General features: G+C 61.8%; 20 protein-coding genes. 7 read left to right on the forward strand and 13 right to left on the reverse strand.

What is annotated here, in order from left to right; translation table 11 throughout:
- The first annotated feature begins 253 nt into the window (after positions 1 to 253).
- The 7 genes from IGS61_RS23935 (at position 254) to IGS61_RS23965 (ending at position 6,712) form a co-directional block, all read left to right on the forward strand.
- Entirely contained in the window at positions 254 to 1,132 is an 879-nt protein-coding gene (locus tag IGS61_RS23935; RefSeq protein ID WP_230541900.1) for a FliM/FliN family flagellar motor switch protein, read from the forward strand.
- A gap of 1 nt (position 1,133) precedes the next feature.
- On the forward strand, positions 1,134 to 1,499 hold the full coding sequence (locus IGS61_RS23940; RefSeq protein WP_230541901.1) for a FliM/FliN family flagellar motor switch protein: 366 nt from the start codon (positions 1,134 to 1,136) through the stop codon (positions 1,497 to 1,499).
- The gene (gene fliP / locus IGS61_RS23945) at positions 1,496 to 2,266 is read left to right on the forward strand and encodes a flagellar type III secretion system pore protein FliP (protein WP_230541902.1); all 771 of its coding nucleotides are present in this window, start codon (positions 1,496 to 1,498) and stop codon (positions 2,264 to 2,266) included. Before IGS61_RS23940 ends, fliP begins: the two co-directional genes overlap by 4 nt.
- Before the next feature lie 3 nt (positions 2,267 to 2,269).
- Positions 2,270 to 2,542 (forward strand): flagellar biosynthetic protein FliQ, encoded by a 273-nt coding sequence (locus IGS61_RS23950; protein WP_034757874.1) that lies wholly within the window; start codon positions 2,270 to 2,272, stop codon positions 2,540 to 2,542.
- An 11-nt stretch (positions 2,543 to 2,553) separates the two neighbouring features.
- Positions 2,554 to 3,351, forward strand: coding sequence for a flagellar biosynthetic protein FliR (locus IGS61_RS23955; RefSeq protein ID WP_230541903.1), 798 nt, complete (start codon positions 2,554 to 2,556; stop codon positions 3,349 to 3,351).
- A 137-nt stretch (positions 3,352 to 3,488) separates the two neighbouring features.
- Complete coding sequence (locus tag IGS61_RS23960) at positions 3,489 to 4,628, forward strand: EscU/YscU/HrcU family type III secretion system export apparatus switch protein (RefSeq protein ID WP_230541904.1); 1,140 nt, start codon at positions 3,489 to 3,491, stop codon at positions 4,626 to 4,628.
- Positions 4,625 to 6,712: a flagellar biosynthesis protein FlhA gene (locus IGS61_RS23965; RefSeq protein ID WP_230541905.1), complete on the forward strand. Its 2,088-nt coding sequence runs from the start codon at positions 4,625 to 4,627 to the stop codon at positions 6,710 to 6,712. Before IGS61_RS23960 ends, IGS61_RS23965 begins: the two co-directional genes overlap by 4 nt.
- A 52-nt stretch (positions 6,713 to 6,764) precedes the next feature.
- Here IGS61_RS23965 and IGS61_RS23970 read toward each other — a convergent pair whose 3' ends face one another.
- The 13 genes from IGS61_RS23970 to IGS61_RS24030 all read right to left on the reverse strand — a co-directional run bounded on the left by IGS61_RS23970 (position 6,765) and on the right by IGS61_RS24030 (position 21,934).
- A complete protein-coding gene (locus IGS61_RS23970; protein ID WP_230541906.1) occupies positions 6,765 to 7,871 on the reverse strand; it encodes a hypothetical protein in 1,107 nt (368 codons plus the stop codon).
- A 57-nt stretch (positions 7,872 to 7,928) separates the two neighbouring features.
- Positions 7,929 to 8,804 carry a flagellin N-terminal helical domain-containing protein gene (locus IGS61_RS23975; RefSeq protein WP_230541907.1) on the reverse strand — a complete coding sequence of 292 codons (876 nt, stop codon included), beginning with the start codon at positions 8,802 to 8,804 and terminating at the stop codon, positions 7,929 to 7,931.
- A 181-nt stretch (positions 8,805 to 8,985) separates the two neighbouring features.
- Positions 8,986 to 9,861, reverse strand: a complete 876-nt coding sequence (locus IGS61_RS23980; RefSeq protein WP_230541908.1) for a flagellin N-terminal helical domain-containing protein — start codon at positions 9,859 to 9,861, stop codon at positions 8,986 to 8,988.
- Between the two features lie 193 nt (positions 9,862 to 10,054).
- Positions 10,055 to 11,065: a Rieske 2Fe-2S domain-containing protein gene (locus tag IGS61_RS23985; RefSeq protein ID WP_230541909.1), complete on the reverse strand. Its 1,011-nt coding sequence runs from the start codon at positions 11,063 to 11,065 to the stop codon at positions 10,055 to 10,057.
- 5 nt (positions 11,066 to 11,070) lie between these two features.
- Complete coding sequence (locus tag IGS61_RS23990; RefSeq protein ID WP_230541910.1) at positions 11,071 to 11,703, reverse strand: acetyltransferase; 633 nt, start codon at positions 11,701 to 11,703, stop codon at positions 11,071 to 11,073.
- Between the two features lie 40 nt (positions 11,704 to 11,743).
- Positions 11,744 to 12,499 (reverse strand): SDR family NAD(P)-dependent oxidoreductase, encoded by a 756-nt coding sequence (locus tag IGS61_RS23995; protein ID WP_230541988.1) that lies wholly within the window; start codon positions 12,497 to 12,499, stop codon positions 11,744 to 11,746.
- 7 nt (positions 12,500 to 12,506) lie between these two features.
- Complete coding sequence (locus IGS61_RS24000; protein WP_230541911.1) at positions 12,507 to 13,562, reverse strand: ketoacyl-ACP synthase III; 1,056 nt, start codon at positions 13,560 to 13,562, stop codon at positions 12,507 to 12,509.
- A 2-nt stretch (positions 13,563 to 13,564) separates the two neighbouring features.
- A complete protein-coding gene (locus tag IGS61_RS24005; RefSeq protein ID WP_230541912.1) occupies positions 13,565 to 13,783 on the reverse strand; it encodes a phosphopantetheine-binding protein in 219 nt (72 codons plus the stop codon).
- Between the two features lie 74 nt (positions 13,784 to 13,857).
- Positions 13,858 to 14,874: a 3-oxoacyl-ACP synthase III family protein gene (locus tag IGS61_RS24010; RefSeq protein WP_230541913.1), complete on the reverse strand. Its 1,017-nt coding sequence runs from the start codon at positions 14,872 to 14,874 to the stop codon at positions 13,858 to 13,860.
- Positions 14,875 to 14,931: 57 nt separating this feature from the next.
- A complete protein-coding gene (locus IGS61_RS24015) occupies positions 14,932 to 15,660 on the reverse strand; it encodes an acetyltransferase (protein ID WP_230541914.1) in 729 nt (242 codons plus the stop codon).
- Complete coding sequence (locus IGS61_RS24020) at positions 15,660 to 16,814, reverse strand: DegT/DnrJ/EryC1/StrS family aminotransferase (RefSeq protein ID WP_329958089.1); 1,155 nt, start codon at positions 16,812 to 16,814, stop codon at positions 15,660 to 15,662. Before IGS61_RS24020 ends, IGS61_RS24015 begins: the two co-directional genes overlap by 1 nt.
- The gene (locus IGS61_RS24025; RefSeq protein WP_230541916.1) at positions 16,811 to 20,020 is read right to left on the reverse strand and encodes a tetratricopeptide repeat protein; all 3,210 of its coding nucleotides are present in this window, start codon (positions 20,018 to 20,020) and stop codon (positions 16,811 to 16,813) included. The genes IGS61_RS24020 and IGS61_RS24025 overlap by 4 nt, the downstream gene beginning before the upstream one ends.
- Positions 20,021 to 20,257: 237 nt before the next feature.
- Positions 20,258 to 21,934: an electron transfer flavoprotein-ubiquinone oxidoreductase gene (locus IGS61_RS24030; protein ID WP_230541917.1), complete on the reverse strand. Its 1,677-nt coding sequence runs from the start codon at positions 21,932 to 21,934 to the stop codon at positions 20,258 to 20,260.
- Positions 21,935 to 22,145: the final 211 nt, after the last annotated feature.

Below are 22,145 nucleotides of genomic sequence, written 5' to 3' on the forward strand. Positions count from 1 at the left end.
AAATCACTATTTTCTCGCCATAAGCTTACCCGCAGGCAACTATAAAGTAAAGAGAGGATTGTCTCAAGGAATATTGATACATGGCAATATTTGGCGTTTTCATGTATTGTTCAGCACCGTAGTCATCTAGCATGCGATACGATGCGCAATCGTTTGCTTGCATACCGGTAGGCAAGGTCAAGATGATGCTGTATTTAATTTCGGGCGATCCGTATAATTTGTTCTGCCACCGCAATACCGACATGACCACTACATGACAATCATTACCAAGACAGATCAAGCTGCGCGCCATCAAGTCCTCGATTCCTGTCTGCTTGGACGTCCTGTCCATTTGCTGCATGTATTCGGCGCCCAGCTGCGCGACGACCTGGCAGTGGCCTTGCGCCAACCCATGAGCCGTCGCTACTGGGGTAATTTCCAGATCGATGCCGTGAATTTGTCGCGCGTGGAAAACGAGGACAGCGTGAATCGCTGGCTGAGTTTTTCCACGCCGGCCAGCCAGACGGGCTTTGCCCTCGAACGGCAGATCCTCTTGAGCGTGCTGAACTATCGCTATGGTAGTGCCGGCGCCAAGGGCGTGCTGCCCGATCCGGCGCAGGTGCGCGTGACGGCCACCGAGGAGCGCCTCGCTGTGGTGCTGGGACAACAGTTGGTGAACAGCTTGTTTACCCGTATCCACAAGAATCTGCAAACGCTGGGCAAAAGCAGCGGCATCGACACCAGTGCCGAGTTCGCCGTGCAGTCGGGCGTGCATCCGGCGCGCGGCAGCTGGATCGTCAGCGTGGCGCTCAGCGACGTCGAGGCAGGGCAGAGCGGCCACTTCTGGTTCTCGCTGGACAAGCGCCTGATGGCCGACGTGCTGCGCGGCCTGCTGCCCGAACGCGCGCAAGCGAAGAAGGCCTTGCGTGGCAGCGTGCGTCCGCTCGCTTCGCGCCTGCAAGTGACGCTGGAAGGCCGCCTCGTCAGCAAGCAGATGCAACTGGGCGCCTTGTTCGACCTGCGCGTGGGCGACGTGATTCCCGTCAGCCTGAGCCGTACTGACGTCATGCTGGACGACTCCCGTTTATTTACAGCTGCTGTTTCCGAACACAAGGGCAAGCTCTGTTTAACCTCATTTGAAGATGTCGAATAATATGAATATGAACGATACCAACCAGAGCGAAACCCTGCTGGAAGACCTGGGCGATGACATGATCATCGACCAGGGCGACGTGTCCGACGTGCCCAGCGGCCGCGCGCGGCGCGACATTCCGCAGATGATGCGCAAGATTCCCGTCACCCTGACCCTGGAAGTGGGCTCGGCCCGCATTTCGCTGGAAGAACTGATGGCCATCGGCCCGGAAAGCGTGATCGAACTCGACATGCTGGCCGGCGAACCGCTGGTGATCAAGGTCAATGGCACGCCGATCGGCCGTGCCGAAGTGGTAGTTGCTGGCGAGAACTATGGCCTCAAGGTCATCGACCTCGACGGCCTCAATCTCGACCTGATGACAGCATGAAGCTGGCGGTACCCGGTTTGAGCCGGCGCCGCGGTGCGCTGGCTGCCGCGCTGGCTGTTCCCGTTCTGATGCTGTGTTGCGCCGCTGCCGGCGCGCAGGACCTGCTTGCCGGCGTGGTGCCGGGCGCGAAGACCGACCTGTCGGTCAAGATGCAGATCCTGGTCGTCATGACCCTGCTCGGGCTGCTGCCCGTGATGGTCATGATGATGACCAGCTTTACCCGCTTCGTCATCGTGCTGTCCCTGCTGCGCCAGGCCCTGGGCCTGCAGCAGGGCTTGCCCAACCGCATCGTCACCGGCATCGCCCTGATCCTGACCCTGCTGGTCATGCGCCCCATCGGCGACCAGGTGTGGAAGGAAGCGTTCGTGCCGTACGACCGCGACCAGATCGGCATGCAGGAAGCCCTGAAGATCGCCGAAGTGCCGATTTCGCGCTTCATGCTGGCGCAGACGAGCAAGGCCGCGCTGGCGCAGATCGCGCACCTGGCCGGCGAGCCGTCGAGCATGCGCCCGCAAGACCACAGCTTCACGGTCAAGCTGGCTGCGTTTGTCTTGTCCGAACTCAAGACGGCTTTCCAGATCGGCTGCATGCTGTTCATACCGTTCCTCATCATCGATCTGGTGGTGGCGTCCGTGCTGATGGCGATGGGCATGATGATGCTGTCGCCGCTGGTGATTTCGCTGCCGTTCAAGCTGCTGCTGTTCGTGCTGGTCGACGGCTGGACCCTGACCGTCAACACGCTGGTTACCAGCATACAGGGCTATTGATCCATGTTTACCCCTGAAGTCGCCGTCGACCTGATCATCGAGGCCTTGCATGTCGTGATGTTGCTGGTGGTAATCCTGGTCGTCCCGGGTTTGCTCATGGGCTTGCTGGTCGCGCTGGTGCAGGCGGCCACCTCGATCAATGAGCAGACCATGAGTTTCCTGCCGCGCCTGCTGGTCACCCTGCTGGCCCTGATCCTGGCCGGACGCTGGATGGCCGGTTACCTGATGGATTATTGCGTGTCCATTTTTCAGCGCGCCGCCACCCTGGTCGGATAGCGCCACGCGCCATGGATCAGATTTTCAATCAGGTGCTGCCGTTTCTGCTGGCCGTGTGGTGGCCGTTCTGCCGCATCCTGGCCATGCTCAGCGCCTCGCCCGTGATCGGCGACGCCATGGTGCCCGTCCCCGTGCGGGTGCTGCTGTCGCTGGTGCTGGCGATCCTGATGCTGCCCGTGATGCAGGCGTCGGGCGTCTCGCAGGAACTGCTGAAAATCGATCCGTTTTCCCTGCACGCCCTCGTCGCCACCCTGGAGCAGGCCATCGTCGGCTTCGTCCTCGGTCTGGCTTTTCACTTCGCCATGTCCGTCATGTCGGTGCTCGGCTATCTGGTGTCGAGCCAGGTGGGCTTTTCCATGGCCGTCATGAACGATCCGCTCAACGGCACCTCGTCGGACGTGATCACGGGTTTGCTCACCATCATGTGCATGATCGTGTTTTTCGCCATTGACGGCCACCTCGTGCTGACGGGCGTGATCGGCGCCAGTTTCACGGCCTGGCCCGTGGGGCAGGGCTACGGCCCGCTGCTGCTGCAGACGGTGGCGTATAACGTGGCGTGGATCTTTGCCGCCGCCATATTGCTGGCCTTGCCCATCGTCTTTTCCACCATGGTGGTGCAGCTCGGTTTTGGCTTCCTGAACCGCGTGGCGCCGTCGCTGAACCTGTTTTCGCTGGGTTTTTCCATGATTACCATGTTCGGCCTGCTGATGCTGACGCAGATCGTGCGCTTTATCCCGGAACACTATGTCGCCATGACCAACCGCGTGCTCGATATGATTCAGGAACAGATGCGGGTGGCCCATGGATAGCGCACGTGCCAACAAGCTACTGCGCAGTCCACTTCCGGGCATCCGTTGCTCGCTGTACCTCCGTACAGCTGCGCTACTCAACCCGGCATTGAACTTGCTCGCTACGCTTGTAGGGCACGTGCGGAAAGGTGTGACGCATGGCGGATAGCAGCACGGGCGACAAGACAGAAAAGGCGTCAGCCCAGAAGCTGAAGAAATCGCGCCAGGAAGGGCAGGTGGTGCGTTCGCGCGACCTGTCGACGGCGCTGGGCATCCTGATCAGCATGAAGGTCTTCATTTATTTGCTGCCGAGCTATCTGGCGAGCTTTCGCGAGCTGTTCGCCATGGCTTTCATGCCGCTCGACAGCAAGGGCGCGCTGGAGAATGCCATGTCGATGGCGTTTACGACGTCGGTGGGCTTGCTGATCAAGATGATCGTGCCGCTGTTCTGCGTGCCGTTGTTTGTCGTGCTCGGCTCATTGATCCCTGGCGGCTGGGTCGTCAGCACGAAGAACTGGATGCCGAAGATGGAGCGCCTGAGCCCGGCCAAGAACCTGGGGCGCCTGGTGTCGCCCAAGCATGGCTTTGAATTCGGCTTGTCCATCGCCAAGGCCGCCGTGCTGGGCATGGTGCTGGTGCACGTCAGCCGCTCCAGCCTGATGCAGTACGTGGACCTGCAACACCGGCCCCTGCAGCAAGCCATGCTCGATGGTTCCGCGCTGATGCTCGACGGCCTGATGGCGCTCATTTCCGTCTTTGTCCTGTTTGCCATCATCGACGTGCCGGCGCAGGCGTTTTTCTTTGCCCGCAACCAGCGCATGAGCAAGCAGGACGTCAAGGAAGAGCATAAAAGCAGTGAAGGGCGGCCCGAAGTGCGCCAGCGCATCCGCCAGCTGCAGCAGCAGATCGGCCGGCGCAGCGTGCGCAAGACCGTGCCCGACGCCGACGTGGTGATCGTCAATCCCGAGCATTACGCCGTCGCATTGAAGTATGACCAGGACCGCGCCGAGGCGCCGTTTGTCGTTGCCAAGGGCGTCGACGAGATGGCGCTGTATATCCGGCAAGTGGCGAAGGAACACCATATTGAAACGCTGGAGTTGCCGCCGCTGGCGCGCGCCATCTACAACACCAGCCAGGTGCAGCAGCAGATTCCCGTGCAGCTGTACCAGGCCGTGTCGCAGGTACTCAACTACATCCTGCAATTGAAAGCATTCCGGTCCGGGCAGCGTGCTGCCCAGCCCGTATTACCCACCGAGATGGCCGTGCCATCTCATCTGAGCGAGGTCGTACCGCCATGAATTTCCTGAACCGGTTGGTTGCCGAAATGCGCCGCCACAAGTTCGCCACGCCGCTGTTCCTGCTGGTGATCCTGGCAATGATCATCCTGCCGCTGCCGCCCGTGCTGCTCGATATCTTGTTCACTTTCAATATCGTGCTGGCACTGATCGTCATCCTCGTCAGCGTGTCGGCCAAGCGGCCGCTCGATTTCTCCGTCTTCCCGACGGTGATCCTGGCCACCACCATGCTCAGGCTGACCCTCAACGTGGCGTCGACGCGCGTGGTGTTGCTGCACGGCCATACGGGCGCGGACGCGGCCGGTAAGGTGATCGAGGCCTTCGGTAACGTGGTGATCGGTGGTAACTTCGTCGTCGGTATCGTGGTCTTCGTGATCTTGATGATCATCAACTTCGCCGTCGTCACCAAGGGTGCCGAGCGCATTTCGGAAGTGTCCGCGCGCTTTACCCTCGATGCCTTGCCGGGCAAGCAGATGGCCATCGATGCCGACCTGAACGCCGGCCTGATCAACCAGGAAAAAGCCCAGATCCGTCGCAAGGACGTGGCCGCCGAAGCGGATTTCTACGGCGCCATGGACGGCGCGTCGAAGTTCGTGCGCGGCGATGCCGTCGCCAGTATCTTGATTTTGATCATCAATATGGTCGGTGGCGTGGCCATCGGCTCGCTGATGCACGACCTGTCGTTCGGCGATGCTTTCCGTCAATATGCACTGCTGACCATCGGCGATGGCCTGGTGGCGCAGATTCCGGCGCTGCTGCTGTCGGCCGCGGCCGCCATCCTGGTGACCCGCATCAGCGATTCGGGCGACTTCGAACAGCAGGTGGCGGGCCAGGTGCTGACTTCGCCAACGGTGATCTTCAGCGCGGCCGGCATGATGGTGGCGCTGGCCCTGATCCCGGGCATGCCGTGGTTCATGTTCATGACCTTCGCGGCCGTGCTGGCCTTCGTGGCCTGGCGCTTGACCAAGCGCGTGAAGGGACCGGACGCGGCCGGCATGGCGGCCATCGAGGCGGCCTTGCGCGACGAGCGCCCGGCAGAGCTGGAATGGCAGCAGCTGCCGGCCGTGCAGCCGCTGATGGTGATGCTCGGCTATAAGCTGGTGGGCATGGTTGATAAAACGCAAGGCGAACCATTGAACAAGCGCGTCAAGGGCGTGCGCCAGAGCCTGTCCGAGGCGATGGGCTTGCTGCTGCCGAACATCGGCGTGCGCGACGACCTGGCCTTGAAGCCATCGCAATACGCGATCGTGCTGTCGGGCACGGTGGTGGCGCAGGCGGAAGTGCAGGCCGACCGCCTGATGGCGATTCCGTCGCCGAACGTGTATGGCCAGCTCGACGGCATTCCCGGCATCGAGCCCGCCTACGGCATGCCCGTCACGTGGATCGAACCGGGCGAAAAGGCGCATGCGCTGGGCCTCGGCTACCAGGTCATCGAGGCGCCCAGCGTGATCGCCACGCACTTGTCGAAAATGGTGCGCGAATACCTGCCGGAACTGTTCCGCCACGAAGACGTCTCGAACCTGATGGAGCGCCTGACGGCCCTGTCGCCGAAGCTGGCCGGCGCGCTGGACAAGGCGCTGACGCACACGCAGATGCTGCGCGTATTCCGTGTCTTGCTGGCGGAAAATGTGTCACTGAAGGATATCGTGCCCATCGCCACCACCTTGCTCGACAGTTCGGAAACCACCAAGGATCCGATTTTGCTGGCGGCCGAGGTGCGCTGCGCGCTGCGGCGCCAGATCGTCAGCGGCCTGTTTGGACAGAAGATGGAAATGCAGGCATTTAACCTGGGCGGCGAACTGGAAAACATGCTGCTCGGTTCGCTGAACCAGGCGCGCCAGTCGGGCAAGGTAACATTGGATAATTATCCGATCGACCCGCATCTGTTGTCGCAGTTGCAAGTGAACATGCCGGTGGCGCGCGAGCAGATGAAGCAGCAGGCCACGCCGCCGCTGCTGCTGGTGCTGCCGCAGATCCGTCCGCTGCTGGCCCGCTACGCGCGCCTGTTCGCGCCGGGCCTGCATGTGCTGTCGTATAACGAAATTCCGGAAAACCGCGAAGTGAGCATCATCGGCACGGTGGGATAAACCGGGGCAATAACAAAAACGGCGCTTCGGGCGCCGTTTTTGTTGTGCTGTATCAATCCTGCTCGTCGATGGGCGGCAGCAAATCCTGCTCCGGCGCTGCCGGCCCGGCCAGCAGCAGCACTTCATTTTCCTGGCTGTCCGCCGCCGCGTCGCCATAGTCGTAGCCGAGCGGCGCCGCCACTTCCTTCGAGACGATGATGGTTTCCTCTTCGGCCATGTCCGCGGGGGCTGCGGGCGCATCGGGATCGGCTGCCGCTTCCGCTTCCGGCTGCGTCAGCAGCAGCGCCACTTCGGCCATGGCGCGGAACAGGGCCAGCGACAGCGCAGCGGCGCCCGCCTGCATCGGGTAATTGCCGTGCATGCGCTGCGCATGCAGCTGGCGGTTCAGGCGGCAGCGCACCACGCGCAGGCCGGCGCGCCGCACGGCGTCGGCGATCCCGGGCAGGGCCAGGCGCAGATGGCGCAAGGCGGCTTCTTCGTCGGCGGCCAGCTCCAGCAGCACGCCGTCGCCGGATGGCTCCATCTGGATCACGACCCGGCCGATGCCGATGATGATCAGTTCGACGCGCAGCGCCACCTTGCCGCGCCGCCTCGGCGTTGCGTCCTCATCCTCGTCGCTGGCCAGCACGCGCAGCAGCAGGCGCTGGCCGCCCCAGCCATACACGGCAAAGCGCCACGCTTCGCTGTCGACCGTCAACGGTGGACGGGCGCCTTCGCGCAGCAGGGCCGGTTGCTGCTCGGCCATGAAGAGGTTGCCCGGCACGTGCTGGCCGCGCGCCTGTTCCTGCAGGGCGGCATATTGCTCGCCATACGTCTTGACCATCACGCGCCACGAGGCGGCCAGCTGCGCCGCGTCGGGCGGCTGCCAGACCAGCTGGCGCGTGAAGAACAGTTGATTGACCTGCATGGCGCTGCTGTCGCGCGGCATGGCGCCGCCCGTACCGTCGGCGTTCGGCTTGATGAGGGACGCCAGGCTGTCCTGGCCCGGCTGTTGCAGCTGGGCGGGCAGGGTGCCGGCGTCGGGCGCGGGCGCCATGTAGGGGCCGATGGGCACCAGCGGCTGCACCACGCCAGGCGTCATCGGTGTCGCCGGGCTGACGTCAAGGCGCTGGGTAATCAGGGGCACAGGATTGCCCGATGAAATGCGGTCTATCGCCATGCCATTGCTTCCTGCTCATACATATTCATCCGATCCGCCATCGCGCCCTGCCAGTAACTATTGTAGTAAAGAAAGAATCAGCTTGCTCATGCTCTGGCTTTGCTTGAGCATTGCCGTGCTCGCTTGCAGCAGCATTTGCGCCGAGGTCATGTTGGCGCTTTCAGCCGCGTAATCGACATCCATGATGCGGCCGATGGCGGACCTGGTGTGGGTGATCATGTTGGACAGGTTATTGTAGACGTGGCCGAGCCGGTTCGCGGTGGCGCCCAGCGCCGAGCGCACGCTGCCCACCTTGTCGACGGCCGCTGCCAGCAGGTCGATCATGCCGTTGGCACTGTTGTTGCTGGCAAATTCGCTGCCGGGCGTGGCGCCGGGCGCGAAATTGGCCGAGATCGCCTGCAATGCCGCATCCAGGCTGCTCATGTCGCCCGCCACGCTGAACTGCATGGTCTCGCTGCCGGTGGCGCCGATCTGGAACGTCATGGCTTGCGACAGGGTGCCCTTGCCGGCGCTGCCGTTGCCCAGCAATAAAGTGCCGCCGTAGCGGGTATTCGTCATCACGTTGTACAGTTCGGCGCCCAGCGCATCGTATTCGCCCTGCATGGCGTCGCGGTCTTTCTGGTTCGACGAGGCGTCCGCTGCCTGGGTGGCCAGGTCTTTCATGCGCACCAGCATGGTGGTGACTTCGCCAAACGCGCCTTCGGCCGTTTGCAGCAGCGAGGTGCTGTTTTGCGTGTTGCGCATGGCCACCGCCATGCCGCTGGTCTGGGCGCTCAGCCTGGTGGCGATCTGCAAGCCGGCCGCGTCGTCCATGGCCGAGTTGATGCGAAAGCCCGTGGAGAGGCGCGTCATCGAGGTCGACAGCATTTGCTGCGCCCAGCCCATGGCCCGCTGGGCAGACAGTGCGGCAGTATTGGTATGAATGCTCAGCACGTGGCGGCTCCGGTAGGCGATTGTTCGGTGTTCTACCTTGTACAGGCGACTATGCCGGCAACATCGTTAAATATAATGGCAATTTAGTCAAATATGCCGGGAATGCATGCAACCGCAGGCGAAAAAAAAGCCAGACCGGAGTCTGGCTTCGATAGATAGGCCGCGAGCGGCCAGGTCCATATTATTGCAGCAGGGACATGACCATCGAGGACATGCTGTTGCTTTGTTTCAGCATCGCGGTGCCAGCTTGCAGCAGCATTTGCGACGACGTCATGTTCGAGCTTTCGGTAGCGAAGTCGGTGTCCATGATGCGGCCGGTAGCGGCTTTGGTGTTGGTGGCGATGTTCGACAAGTTGGTGTTGACGTGGTCCAGACGGTTAGCCGTCGCGCCCAGTGCCGAACGCAGCGTGCTGACGCTGTCGATGGCGGTAGCCAGCAGGCCGATGTTGGCGTTGGCGTTGGACGTCAGTTCCGTTGCGCCTGTCGCAGCGGCGCTCGAGAAGTTCGCGCTCAGGCCGGTCAGGGCTGCGTTCAGCGTGCTCAGATTGCCGGAAACGTCGAAAGTCATTTTTTCGGTCGAGCTTGCACCGATCTGGAAGGTCATCGAGGTCGACAGCGTGCCGTCAGCTGCAGCGCTACCTTTGCCCAGCAACTTGGTGCCGCCGAACGTGGTGTTGGTCATGACGTTGTACAGCTCTTGGCCCAATGCATTATATTCAGCTTGCATTGCGGTCTTGTCGTTTGCGGTCGACGAAGCATCGGCTGCCTGGGTGGCCAGATCTTTCATGCGCACCAGCATGTTGGTCACTTCGGCGAATGCGCCTTCGGCCGTTTGCAGCATCGAGGTGCTGTTTTGCGTGTTGTTCATCGCAACGGTCATGCCGCTGGTTTGTGCTTTCAGGCGGGTTGCGATTTGCAGGCCGGCAGCGTCATCCATTGCCGAATTGATGCGGAAGCCGGTGCTCAGGCGCGTCATCGAAGTCGACAGCTTGGATTGGGTATTCGTGATCGAATTTTGTGCCGACAGGGAAGCAGCGTTGGTGTGAAGGCTCAGCATGGTGTCATTCCTAATTTAGTGGTTACGGTGAGGAGCGACGTTTATCTGCTCCTATCAGTACAAGACGACCGTCCAGGCAGCTTAATTAAATGCTTTAAGGAAATTTTTGAAAATATTTTCAAAAATAGTGCGGTACAGGCTATTTTCCAGCGATTGCGCCGCAAACTCGATGCGAGCTGACTGGGTGTATCGCTCAATCGCCTGCGGCGGCAAGCAGGCAGGCGCGGAAATGCGCGATTTTCTCTTCATCGCTGGACAGGATGCCAAAGCGCGTGTTGTCGGCGGCATCTTTGGCGATGCGCTTGCAGATGGCATGATCTTCATCAAATACCTGCCGGTTCATGCGCGCGCTGGAATCGAAAAAATTTTGCAGCGCGGCCGCACTGGATGGATTGACGGCGCCATTGAGCAGGCGGCTGGAAAAGTGTGTGCGCCACGGCTGCGCGGACGGGAAGAAGTGCTGCAGCGAGTAGGAATACGAGTAGGTCGACGAGAGCATGGTAAATGGAAACAGATACAGGCTCTGGTAGCCTTCGTATTGCTGGTCCAGCTGGAACAGGCGTTTGATGGAGCGCAACTTTTTCGCCATGGGGGCGTTGCCCAGTTCCGCCTGCCACACGGAAGTCCACGGCGTAAAGTGGTTGCTGCCATCGCCGAGTTGCAATTCCGCCAGTGATTCGGGATGGACGAAAGGCACGTGCAGCGGTTCCAGCGCATTTTCCAGCGCGATGCGCCAGTCGCACTCATATATATAGGCGTTCACGTCGCTGCGGCCCGCGATGTTGAAGGAAATATCGGCCAGCAGCGCGTAGGTGTCGCCCAGCTGTTCGTCCAGCGTCATGCGCGGCGCGGGGGCGGCGAACAGGAAGTCGGCGCACCAGTCCAGTTGCAGCGTGTGCAGCTTTGCGTTGTCCAGTTCGTTTTGCGCATAGCGTTCGCGGCAGGGAATATGCATGGCGCCGGCGCGGTAGGACCAGCCGTGGTAGGGGCAGGCCAGCGGCGCGTTGCCATGCGTTTCCGTGAAAAAACGCGTGCCGCGGTGCGGGCACAAATTGTCGAAGGCCAGCAGATTGCCCTGGTCGTTATACACGACCACTTCTTCGCCCAGCCATTCGAGTTTGAGATAGTCGCCGCTGGACGGCAGTTCGCTGCGATGGCACAGCAGGTGCCAGAAGCCGTCGCGTAATTGTTGTGCTTGTTGCATGGGATTCATAAGGTCTTGGCCGGTTGGGCATATACGGTGGCGCCATCGGCGACGCGGCGCATCACCACGGCGCCAGCGCCGACGGTGGCGCGTTCGCCGACGGCGACGCGCGGCAGGACGGAGGCGCCCGAACCCACCATCACTGCCGCGCCCAGGCGCACGGCGCCCGTGATGTCAACGTGCGAACTGAGCGTGCAGCCCTTGCCCAGCACGGCGTCATGGCCGACGCTGGAGTAGCTGTTGATGGTGACGAAGTCGCCCACGTCGCTGCCGGCCGAGACCAGGGCGAATGGGCACACGACCACGCCCTGTCCCAGGCGGGCCGTGCGCGCCACGATGGCGCTCGGGTGGATCAGCGTGTGGAAGCGCGCGCCGCGCGCCGCCAGTTCTTCCGCGATGCGCAGCTTGGCTTGCGGCGCGCCGATCGCCAGCAGCAACGCGTCGCCGGGGGCCGGTTGATATTGCTGAATGCTGCCGAGCACAGGATAAGCATAGTCGGCGTCCAGCGCGGGCATGGCGGGCATGGTGTCGTCCAGCAAGCCGGCGATGCGCTCGCTGGCGGGATCGAGACTGTCTTCCAGCCAGCACAGCAGTTCACGGGCAAAGCGGCCGGCGCCGACGACGATGATGTTTTTCATGTAATTTCCAGTAGATGATCGGGCAGATGGACGTGTCGCTTTAGCGCGCCAGGTAGCCGCCGTCGACGGCCCAGGTGGCGCCGCTGACCCAGCGTCCCGCCGGCGACAGCAGGAAGGCCGCCGTTTGCGCGATATCATCGCTGTTGCCGAAACCCAAGGGGTGGCGCTGCTGGTAAGCTTGCATCGCTTCATCGGGCAAGCCGCGCGTCAGGCGCGCATGCATTTCAGTGGCGACGGCGCCGGCGGCAATGCTGTTGACGCGCATCGCGCGCGGTGCCAGTTCCACGGCCAGTGCGCGCACGAGGCCGTCGATGGCGGCCTTGGCCGCCGAATACACGCTCATGCCCGACTGGCCGCTCTGGCCCGCCACCGACGACATGAACAACAGCGCCGCGCCATCGCGCATCACGCCGCGCAGGGCGGCCGCGCGCGCCAGCGCCAGCGCCGTCTTCACGCTGGAATCGAAGACGTCGTCAAATTGTTGCTCCTTCGATAGCTTTACGGGGCGCAGCAGTTCCACGCCCGCGGCGTGGAAGAGGCCGGAAAACGGCCGCTCTTCGCTGACCCGTTTCATGAAGTCGACGATGTGGTCGCCGCCATCGAGCGTCAGCGTTTCGGCCACGTGGCCGTCGCCGGGCAGCGCCTGCAAGGTCTGCTCCAGGCGCTGTGCGTCGCGGCCCGTGATCAGCAACTGGGCGCCGCAGCGCGCCAGCAGCAGCGCCGTATCGCGGCCGATGCCGGACGACGCGCCGGTGACGAGAATACGCTGGCCGGCGAGCATGTCGGAAGTAAATATCATGGGATCAGATTTCTATCAGGCGGTTGACGCGCAGCGACCCGAGATTGAGCAGGGCGGCCGACCAGGAATAGCCGACGCCGAAGCCGAACATGGCCACGTTCTTGCCTTGCGCGTGTGCTCCGAGGCTGGTGCAGATCAGCAGCGGAATCGAGGCGCTCGAGGTATTGCCATAGCGGTCCATATTGATGGGCGCGCGTTCGGGCGGCAGCCTGGTCTTCTTGATAATGTGCTTGAGCATGAAGGTATTGGCCTGGTGGAACAGGAAAGCATCGATCTGTTCCGCCTGGCGTCCGGAAAAATGCAGCAGGTCGGCTACCAGCGGCGGGATGTTCTTCAGCGTGAAATTGAAGATTTCGCCGCCATCCATGTACAGCTTGGCCGCATCGCGCTGCGCCAGGCGCGCATCGTCGCCGAGGTAGGGGCGGCAGGCGCTGGCGGCCATCATCAGGTGGCGCTCGCCGCTGCCGTCGCTGCCGAGGATGAAGTGGCTGGGCGTCGCCGCGGGGTCGAATTCCAGCGCGCTGGCCGTGCCTGCGTCGCCAAACAGCAGCGCCGTGGCGCGGTCGCTGTCGTCGACCGTCTTGCTGATGGTGTCGCCCACCAGCAGCAGCACGCGCCCGATGGCCTGGCCGTCGAGCATCCGCGATGCCAGCCACAGGCCGTAAGCGTAGGCCGAGCAGCCCAGGTTGACGTCGAACGCCACGCAAGCCTTGTGCAGGCCCAGACGGCCATGCAGCGCGCAGGCGGTAGCCGGCAGCACATAATCGGGGGTTTGCGAGATGAAAATCAGCGCATCGACGCTGTCGCGTTCCCAGCCCAGGTCGGCCAGCAGGGTTTCCGCCGCCGCCTGGCACAGGTCGGCCGTGGTCTGTCCTTCCGGCGCGCGGCGGCGCGACTGCACGCCGATCATCTTGCTCACGTCGGCCACGCCGGCGGCGCCAAAGCGCTCCTCGAACGCGGCATTGTGGATTTCCGTGCGCGGCAAGGCGCAGACGACGCCGCGCAAGGCAAGGTGCGCGGCGGTAAACGGCAAGCCCGAAGCGAGGCGCAGGCTGGACATGTTCAGGCCTTGACGGTGATCAATGCCAGCACGTCGGCCATGGTAACGCACTGCGCCAGGGCCTGGCCATCGAGCATCTGGTCGAACAGGTCGTCAACCAGTGCGATGGTGGAAATGATGGCCAGCGAATCCCAGGCATAGTCGCCCAGGTTCAGCTGCGGGCCGATCTTGTCGGCGTCGATTTCCAGGATGTCGGCCATGCCGTTGAAAAATTCTTGCATAATCATTTCTTTCGGAATAAGTAACAGGTCAGTGAGCAGGGGGTTCTCGGCGTCGCGCCGTCAGTGGGGGCATCCTACAGGCGCGCCAGGGTGCCAGCCCAAGAATAGCCGACGCCAAAGCCCAGCAGCAGGGCGGTGTCGCCGGGACGGATGCGGCCCGACTGGCGCGCCCGCGCGATGGCGATCGGTATGGTCGAGGAGACAGTATTGCCGACGGTATCGATTTCAATCACGAATTTGGCTTCCGGGATGCGGATCTTTCGGCGCAGGGCGTCGAGCATGAATTTATTGGCCTGATGGAAGATCACGTGGTCGATATCGTCCAGCGTCTTGCCGGCGGCGTCGAGCAATTCCCGCATTGTACGCGGCACCGCGCCCAGTGTGAACTGGACGATCTCGGCGCCGTCCATGAACAGGTCGTCCTGGCTGCGCCAGTTTCCCGAGGCATCTTCTTTTTCTACCGCCGTGTCCGCGCTGCGCGGCAGGCGCATGGCGCCGGCCGGGACGATCAGGTTCTGCGCGCCGCTGCCGTCCGTGCCCAGCACGAAAGGCCCCAGCCCCTGCTGCGCCGCGCCGCCCGTCACCAGGCTGGCCGCCGCCGCGTCGCCAAACAGGGTGCGCACGCTGCGGTCGCGCGGATTGATGAACTTGGAATACGTATCGGCCGTCAGGATCAGCACCTGCTTGCGGATGCCGGCCTCGATCAGGCCCTTGGCCATCGCCAGTGCGTACACATAGCCGGAGCAGCCGAGGTTGATATCCAGCGCGCCGCACGAGGTGGGCAAGCCCAGGCGCTGCTGCAGAACGCAGGAGCTGCTGGGCAGCAAATGGTCGGGCGCCTGTGTGCACAGGATCAGGAAGTCGATGCCGGCGCGCGCGATGTCGTGGCTGGCGAACAGTTTTTCCGCCGCATGGTAGGCCAGGTCGCTGGCCGTTTCATCGGGTGCGGCGATATGCCGCTCGGCAATGCCAGTCTTGTCGAAGATCTTTTGCACCGACCAGTCGTCCAATTCCTGCGCCAGGGCGTCGTTGGTCAGCGTGGCCAGTGGCAGATGATAGGCGACGGCGGTAAGTTGGGCGTGGTTCTGCATGCGGGGCCGTTGGGTCAGTTGTCAGTGGAGTCAGGGGAGAGGGGGAGTTGGCGATCCTCAGGCGGATACCGTACCGTGCTCCCGCTCCCATTCCCGACGGCTGTTTTTAAGGATGTCGACGATCAGCAGGGCTTTTGCCTCGTCCGTGCACATGTCTTCCAGGAACATGGCATTGTTGTCGCGAACCCAGGGCAGCGGCATTTCCCACCACGCCAGTTCCAACAATGCGGCACGGACTTTTTCCGTGAAGCGGTGGCGGATCAGGCGCGCGGGCGAGCCGGCATAAATGCCATACGGTTCCGAGCGGAAATTGGGCGGCAGCAGCGAGCGCGCGCCGATGACGCAGCCGTTCTCGATCACGCTGCCGCCCAGCACCATCACTTCGTCGCCGATCCACACATCGTTCCTGATCACCGTGTCGGCATACTGGGGCGGCGGCGCATTCTTCAATCCGCCGCCGAGGATCGACAGCATGTACGTGGAGATGGTGCGCATCTCGTGCTGGCCATTGAGCAGGAAGCGCAGGCGCGAGCCGCCGGCCACATACCGCCCCACGCACAGGCTTTGCTGCCCGCTGTCGTATTTCACCAGAGAGCCAACGCCAAAGCCGGAGCCGCGTCCGATGTAGAAGTGCCCGCTTGTCGGTTCCTGGTCCAGCCAGTCGCGGAAAAATTGATGGGGCAGGGTGCTGATGGCCCCATCGTCGTAGCCCAGTACCGTGAATTGGGCCGACCAAGGATGGTTCTCCGCCACGCCGGAAAAATTGGTTTCGGTAGAAATGTGCATCAGGCTATGTTCCGTATCAATTCGTGTTGCCGTGCGGGGGCGGCGATCATGGCGATAATGGCATCCACGCTGGCCATCTCCAGGTCCGGATAGATGGGCAGGCAGATCACCTGCGACGACGCCAGCCGCGCCACGGGCAGATTGGCGTGCCCGGCCGACGGAATGCCGCGGTACATGGGGAAGTCGCTGATCAAAGGGTAAAAGTAACGGCGCGCGTAGATTTCTTGGTCGCGCAGCAGCTGGAACAGGGCGTCGCGCGACAGCGGGTAGCCGGGGCCCACCAGGATCGGGAAATACGCGTGGTTGGCTGCCTCGCCTTCGCTCTGCTGCAGGCAGGTGATGCCGTCGATGCCGGCCAGCTGCTGGCGGTAATGCGCATCGATGGCCTTGCGCTTTTGGCGCGCGCCGTCGATGCCCTTGAGCTGCAGCAAGCCGAAGGCGGCATTGATCTCGCTCATCTTGCCATTGATGCCCGCGGCCACGACGGTGACTTCATCGACGAAGCCGAAGTTTTTCAGATGGTCGATGCGCTGCTTGGTCTTGGCGTCCGGGCAGACGATGGCGCCGCCTTCGAAGGTGTTGAAAATCTTGGTGGCGTGAAAGCTGATCACGGAAAGGTCGCCGTGATTGAGCACGCTGCCACCGCGGTGGCGCACGCCGAACGCATGCGCCGCATCGTAGATCACCTTCAGGTTGTAGTTGTCGGCAATTTTCTCGATGGCTTCGATATCGCATGGGCGGCCGTAGCAATGCACGGGCATGATGGCGGTGGTCTGCGGCGTGATGGCCGCCTCTATCTTGCTCGGGTCGAGGTTCAGGCTGTGCGGCTCGATGTCGGCAAACACGGGCTTGATGTTGTTCCACAGCAAAGAGTGGGCGGTGGCGACAAACGAATACGGCGTCGTGATGACTTCGCCGTTGATGCGCAGCGCCTGCAAGGCCGTCATCAGCGCCAGCGTGCCGTTGGCGAACAGGCAGATGTGCTTGACGCCCAGGTAGTCGCACAGCGCCTGCTCGAGCTGCTGGTGGAACGGGCCGCCATTGGTCAGGATCTTGTTGTCCCAGATCGTTTCCAGATAAGGCAGGAAGTCTTCCAGCGGCGGCAGCAGGGGCTGGGTGACATACACCGGCTTGTTTTTTTGAGTGCTCATCATAATCCGATCGGCGGGTTGGGCACGGCCACGGGGGCTTCGAACGAGACAGGAGGCAAGCCTTCGCACCAGCGCTGCCAGGCGATGCGCAGGGCGTTTTCGAAGCCTTCCGCGATCAGTTGCGGCTTGCCCATGGTCGAGCGTTCCAGACGGTGCCGCGCACTGAAGCGATACGCTCCCAGCAGCAATGGATTGGCCGCAATGGCCATACCCTTGCGCACGAAATCCTCGTCGTCGCTGGCGATGAACTCTTCCAGCTCGACCTGGCGCAGGATGGACGTACCGGCACAGCTGGGCAACGTCGGTCCGGCCACAGTGAGCGTCGGCACGCCCATCCACAGCGCATGGAAGGTGGTCGTGCCGCCGCCATACGGGAAGGTGTCGAGGCACAGGTCGACGCGGTGGTGCATGGCCATGAATTGGCTCATGCCGGTGCGCCCTTCAAAGGTGAGGCGCTCCAGCGCGATGCCTTCCTCTTCGAACCACTCCTTGAGCTGCGCGGGCGCTTCCGACTTGGGCATCGCGGCCAGCAACATCTTCGAATCGGGCAGCGCGCGCAGCAGCCTGGACCAGCGCGCGACTACCTGGCGGTTGATTTTATTGAGGCGATTGAAGCTGCCAAACGTGATATATCCATTCGTCAATGCGGGTGCAGCTTGAATGCCGGGTGCATAGTGCGATGGCAGGAAAGGAGCGCAGGCTGGCAGCAACAGCAGTTTCTCGGTGAACTGGCTGTCGAATTTGCCGGGCGGCGAAAAGAATGGATCGCTCAGGTAGTAATCTATCGCCTTCAGGCCCGTGGTGAGTGGGTAGCCTATCCAGCTTGCCTGGACAGGCGCCGGCTTGGCGGCAAACATCAGCAGGCGATTCTTGCCCGAGTGGCCGGACAGGTCGATCAGAATATCGATGCCGTCGTCGCGGATATGTTGCGCCAGTTCCAAATCGGACATGCGCTCCACCTGGCGCCAGTGAGGAATGAGTTCACGCAGGCGCTGCGTGACGTCGTCGTTCTCCTGATTGTTGTGATAGGCATACAACGACAGGCTGGCGCCATCGACGATATTTTCCAGTATCGGGATAATGAAATGCGGGATCGGATGGTTGAGCAGGTCGCCAGATACAAGGCCAACTTTTAGCGTACGCAGCGGCTCTCGGGTATTGCTGTGCGCCGTGCGACTTTTTTCGATATGCGTCTCGAAGGTGTCGCTGAAGCGCTGGTGCTCGGCAAACAGCGTCTCGGCGTCGATGTCGGCGCTATGCGAGAGCAGGAACAGGTAGTTGCTGAACAGGGTTTCCCATAGCGGACAGATGGCCAGGCCCTTGCGGCAGGTTGCGATGGCTTCGTCTATCCGGCCGATATTGCTGAAGGTAGCGCTTATATTGAGGTAGGCATCCCGGTATTTCGGATTCATTGCCAGCGTCTTGTGATAGCACTCCAGGGCCAGCAGGGGCTCCTTCATGAGCACGTAGCAATTGCCGAGCGCAAATTGAGCGCGCTCGAATTTGGGGTCGATAGCGAGCGCGGCCAGATAAGTCTGCTTGGCTTGTTGCAATTGATTCTGCGCCTGCTGTGTCGATCCCAGGTTGCATAGCGCCGAGGTGTTTTCCGGCTTCAATTCCAGCGCGCGCAGGTAGGCTGCGGTCGCTTCGTCGAACGCCTTCAATTCCTGCAAGACGACCCCAAGGTTGTTATACGTATCACTATTGTCGGATTCGTATTCAAGTGCTCGACGGTAAGACGCTACGGCTTGCTCGAAGCGCTTGATCGTGTTGTAGTAATCGCCCAGATGTTTGTGCGTTGTGGCGTTGTCAGGCGCCATATCGATAGCTTGCTGAAAGTACTTCAGTGCATTGTCCCTGTCCTCGGCGGCACCGTAAGCGATGGCGAGCTGGGCGCAGGCTTGCGCATCGTCTGGCTGAAGACGATGCGCGCGCGTGCAATGTTCAATGGCTGCAGCGTACTTCTCTTGTTTGCATAGTAGCAACCCCAGATTGCTCAGCGCCTGGGGGAAATCCCCATCGAGTGCGACCGCCTGTTCGTAGGCGGCCATGGCTTGCTCTGTTTGTCCCAGCGCCTGAAGCGCGCGTCCCAGGTTGTTGTGCAGCTTTGCGTCGTTTGCATGTAATTTGATGCCAGACTGGCAAGCGGCTACTGCGGCGTCGTATTCTTCGGCCTCGTGCAGTGCCGCCGCAAGATTGGCATGCGCCGCCGTGGTGTGGGGTGCCAGTTGCAGCACGGCCCGGTAGCTGACGATGGCCGCTTGCCATTGCTGCAGGTCTTGCTGTGCGTTGCCCAGGTTCAGGTAGATTTCAGCGTCGCCCGGCTGCAGGGCCAGTGCGCGCTGATAGCAGGCGACGGCTTCGGCACTGCGCTGCATCGCTTTCAATGTGTTGCCTAAATTAAAATGTCCTTTGGCATAGTCGGGGCGCAGCGCCAGGGCCTGCCGGTATGCCTGCTCGGCCTGTTCCAACTTGCCTTGCGCCTGCAGCGCCGCCGCCAGGTTGCCGTACGCCTCGACAAAGTCCGGATTCAGTTCCAGCGCCCGCGTATAGCTGTCGACGGCTTGCGTGTACATGCCCCGTTCCTGCCATGCGGTGCCCAGATTGCCGTGCGCCTCGGCATCGTTGGGTGCCAGTTGCACGGTTTTTTGCAGTGCCTCGAAGGCATCCTTGCCCTGTAATTGCAAGGCAGTGCCCAGTACGCTCCAGGCAAAGTCCGAGTCGGGATAGCGCTGCGTCAGGGCGTGGCTGGCCGCTTCCAGTTCGGCATGGTGGCCGGCTTGATACAGATCAATGACGTGCTGCGTTTCCTGCGCTGTCGGGGTGCTGGCGATGGCCGTTTCGATGCGGCTGCGCAAGCCTTGCGATTGTTCGTTGTCGAGACCGCGCGCGATGGCCGCCGTGACGATCTCCAGCGCCTGTTCGCGGTCGCCCGCCTTGAGCAAACCATCCGCATACGACAGCCAGAACTGGCCTTCGTCGGGGTTGACCGACAAGGCCTTGTGCAGATATGGCAAGCCAGCCTGGTATTGCCCGACTTGTCCAGCCAGCAAACCCATATTGTGGTTGGCAATGGCGTGGTATGGCTGCGCCTGCAAAATCGCCAGGTAAAGCTCTTCCGCCTCGGCGTACCGGCCAGCCTGGTGTTCGGTGATTGCCTGTTGCAATTCGGCGTCGAGGGGCACAGCTGGAAGGGCGTTTGCGTTCATGGGCGGGTGGAAGGTGAAATATTTAGCAGTGGGAATTGTAACTGCTGGAAGTGCTTCTGAGAAACTTTCCGGGTGGAATTTATCCGGGAATGCTGTCGCAATGCAAACTTGGTGTTGCTGGCGGGTCAAAGCGTGGGGAAATATGATGCTTTTAATAAAAAACAGCGCGCTACCGTGGGGTAGGGCGCTGTCTTTCTGCCAGCTGGCGACCTTGTCGCCATGCGTGGGTGCTGCCGTTTACATGTTTGGATAGTTCGGCCCGCCGCCGCCTTCCGGCGTCACCCACACGATGTTCTGCGTCGGATCCTTGATGTCGCAGGTCTTGCAGTGCACGCAGTTTTGCGCATTGATCTGCAGGCGCTCGGCGCCGTCGTCGTTCTTCACGAATTCGTACACGCCGGCGGGACAGTAGCGCGCTTCCGGACCCGCATATGTGGCCAGGTTGACGTCGACGGGCACGCTGGCGTTCTTCAGCGTCAGGTGGATGGGCTGGTCTTCCGCGTGGTTCGTGTTCGAGATGAAGACGGACGACATCTTGTCGAAGGTCAGCTTGCCATCGGGTTTCGGATACACGATCTTTTTCGACTGGGCCGCCGGTTTCAGGCATTCGTGGTCGCCATGCGTGTGGTGCAGGGTCCATGGCGCCTTGCCGCGGAAGATGATCTGGTCGATGCCAGTCATCAGGCTGCCCAGGTACAGGCCTTTCGACAGCCATGGCTTGACGTTGCGCGCCACGTGCAGCTCTTCGTGCAGCCAGGATTGCTCGAAAGCAACTGGGTAGCTCGTCAGTTCGTCGTGCTGGCGCGATTCGCCCAGCGCGCCGAAGGCCGCTTCGGCCGCCAGCATGCCGCTCTTGATGGCCGCGTGGCTGCCCTTGATGCGGCTCATGTTCAGGAAGCCCGCGTCGCAGCCGATCAGCGCGCCACCGGCGAACACCAGTTTCGGCAGCGATTGCAGGCCGCCGGCCGTGATCGCCCGCGCGCCGTAGGAGATGCGCTTGCCGCCTTCGAAGAATTTGCGGATTTCCGGATGCGTCTTGTAGCGCTGGAATTCCTCGTACGGCGACAGGTAGGGGTTTTCGTAGGCCAGGCCGACCACGTAGCCGACCATGACCTGGTTGTTTTCCAGGTGGTACAGGAAGGAGCCGCCGTAGGTTTTCGCGTCCAGCGGCCAGCCCGTCGAGTGGATCACCAGGCCAGGCTGGTGCAGGGCGGGGTCGATTTCCCACAATTCCTTGATGCCGATGCCGTACGATTGGGGATCCTTGCCGGCGTTCAAGTCATACCTGGCCATCAATTGCTTGCCCAGGTGGCCGCGCGCGCCCTCGGCGAACAGGGTGTACTTGGCGTGCAGTTCCATGCCCAGCTGGAAGTCGGGACCGGGTTCGCCGTCGCGCTTGACGCCCATGTTGCCGGTCGCCACGCCTTTGACGGAGCCGTCGTCGTTGTAGAGGATTTCCGCGGCCGGGAAGCCGGGGAAGATTTCCACGCCCAGGTTTTCCGCCTGCTGGCCCATCCAGCGCACCACATTGCCCAGCGAGACGATGTAGTTGCCGTGGTTTTCAAAGCAGGCCGGCACGGCGAAGTTCGGCGTCTTGTATGCCTTGGTTTCGGTCAGGAACAGGATGCGGTCTTCCGTCACTGCCGTGTTCAGAGGCGCGCCCAGTTCTTTCCAGTTCGGAATCAGTTCCGTCAGCGCTTTCGGGTCCATGATGGCGCCCGACAGGATATGCGCGCCCAGCTCGCCGCCTTTTTCCAGCACGCAGACGGACACTTCCTGGCTCTTTTCAGCGGCCAGCTGCTTCAGGCGGATCGCCGCGGCCAGGCCTGCGGGGCCACCGCCGACGATCACCACATCATACTCCATGGTCTCGCGCGGTCCGTACTGTTCAACTAAGTTATTAGGCTGTGTCATGGTCTCGATTGTTAGTCACTAAATGGGTGGGTGAGGAATCTTCGAATAAATTTAAGCACGAGTGTGCTTGTTTTTGGCGAGGATTGCAACTTTGGCGCCATTTTGCGTGACATTGCCCCTCGCCGCAATCTAAATCCGGCCATTTTGTGTAATGATGGCGTTTACCTTTGCTCAAGTACGGCGCACGGTATTTTGCCCCGGTGCAATCGGC

It is taken from the genome of Janthinobacterium sp. FW305-129 (assembly GCF_020858115.1).
Lineage (GTDB): Bacteria > Pseudomonadota > Gammaproteobacteria > Burkholderiales > Burkholderiaceae_D > Janthinobacterium.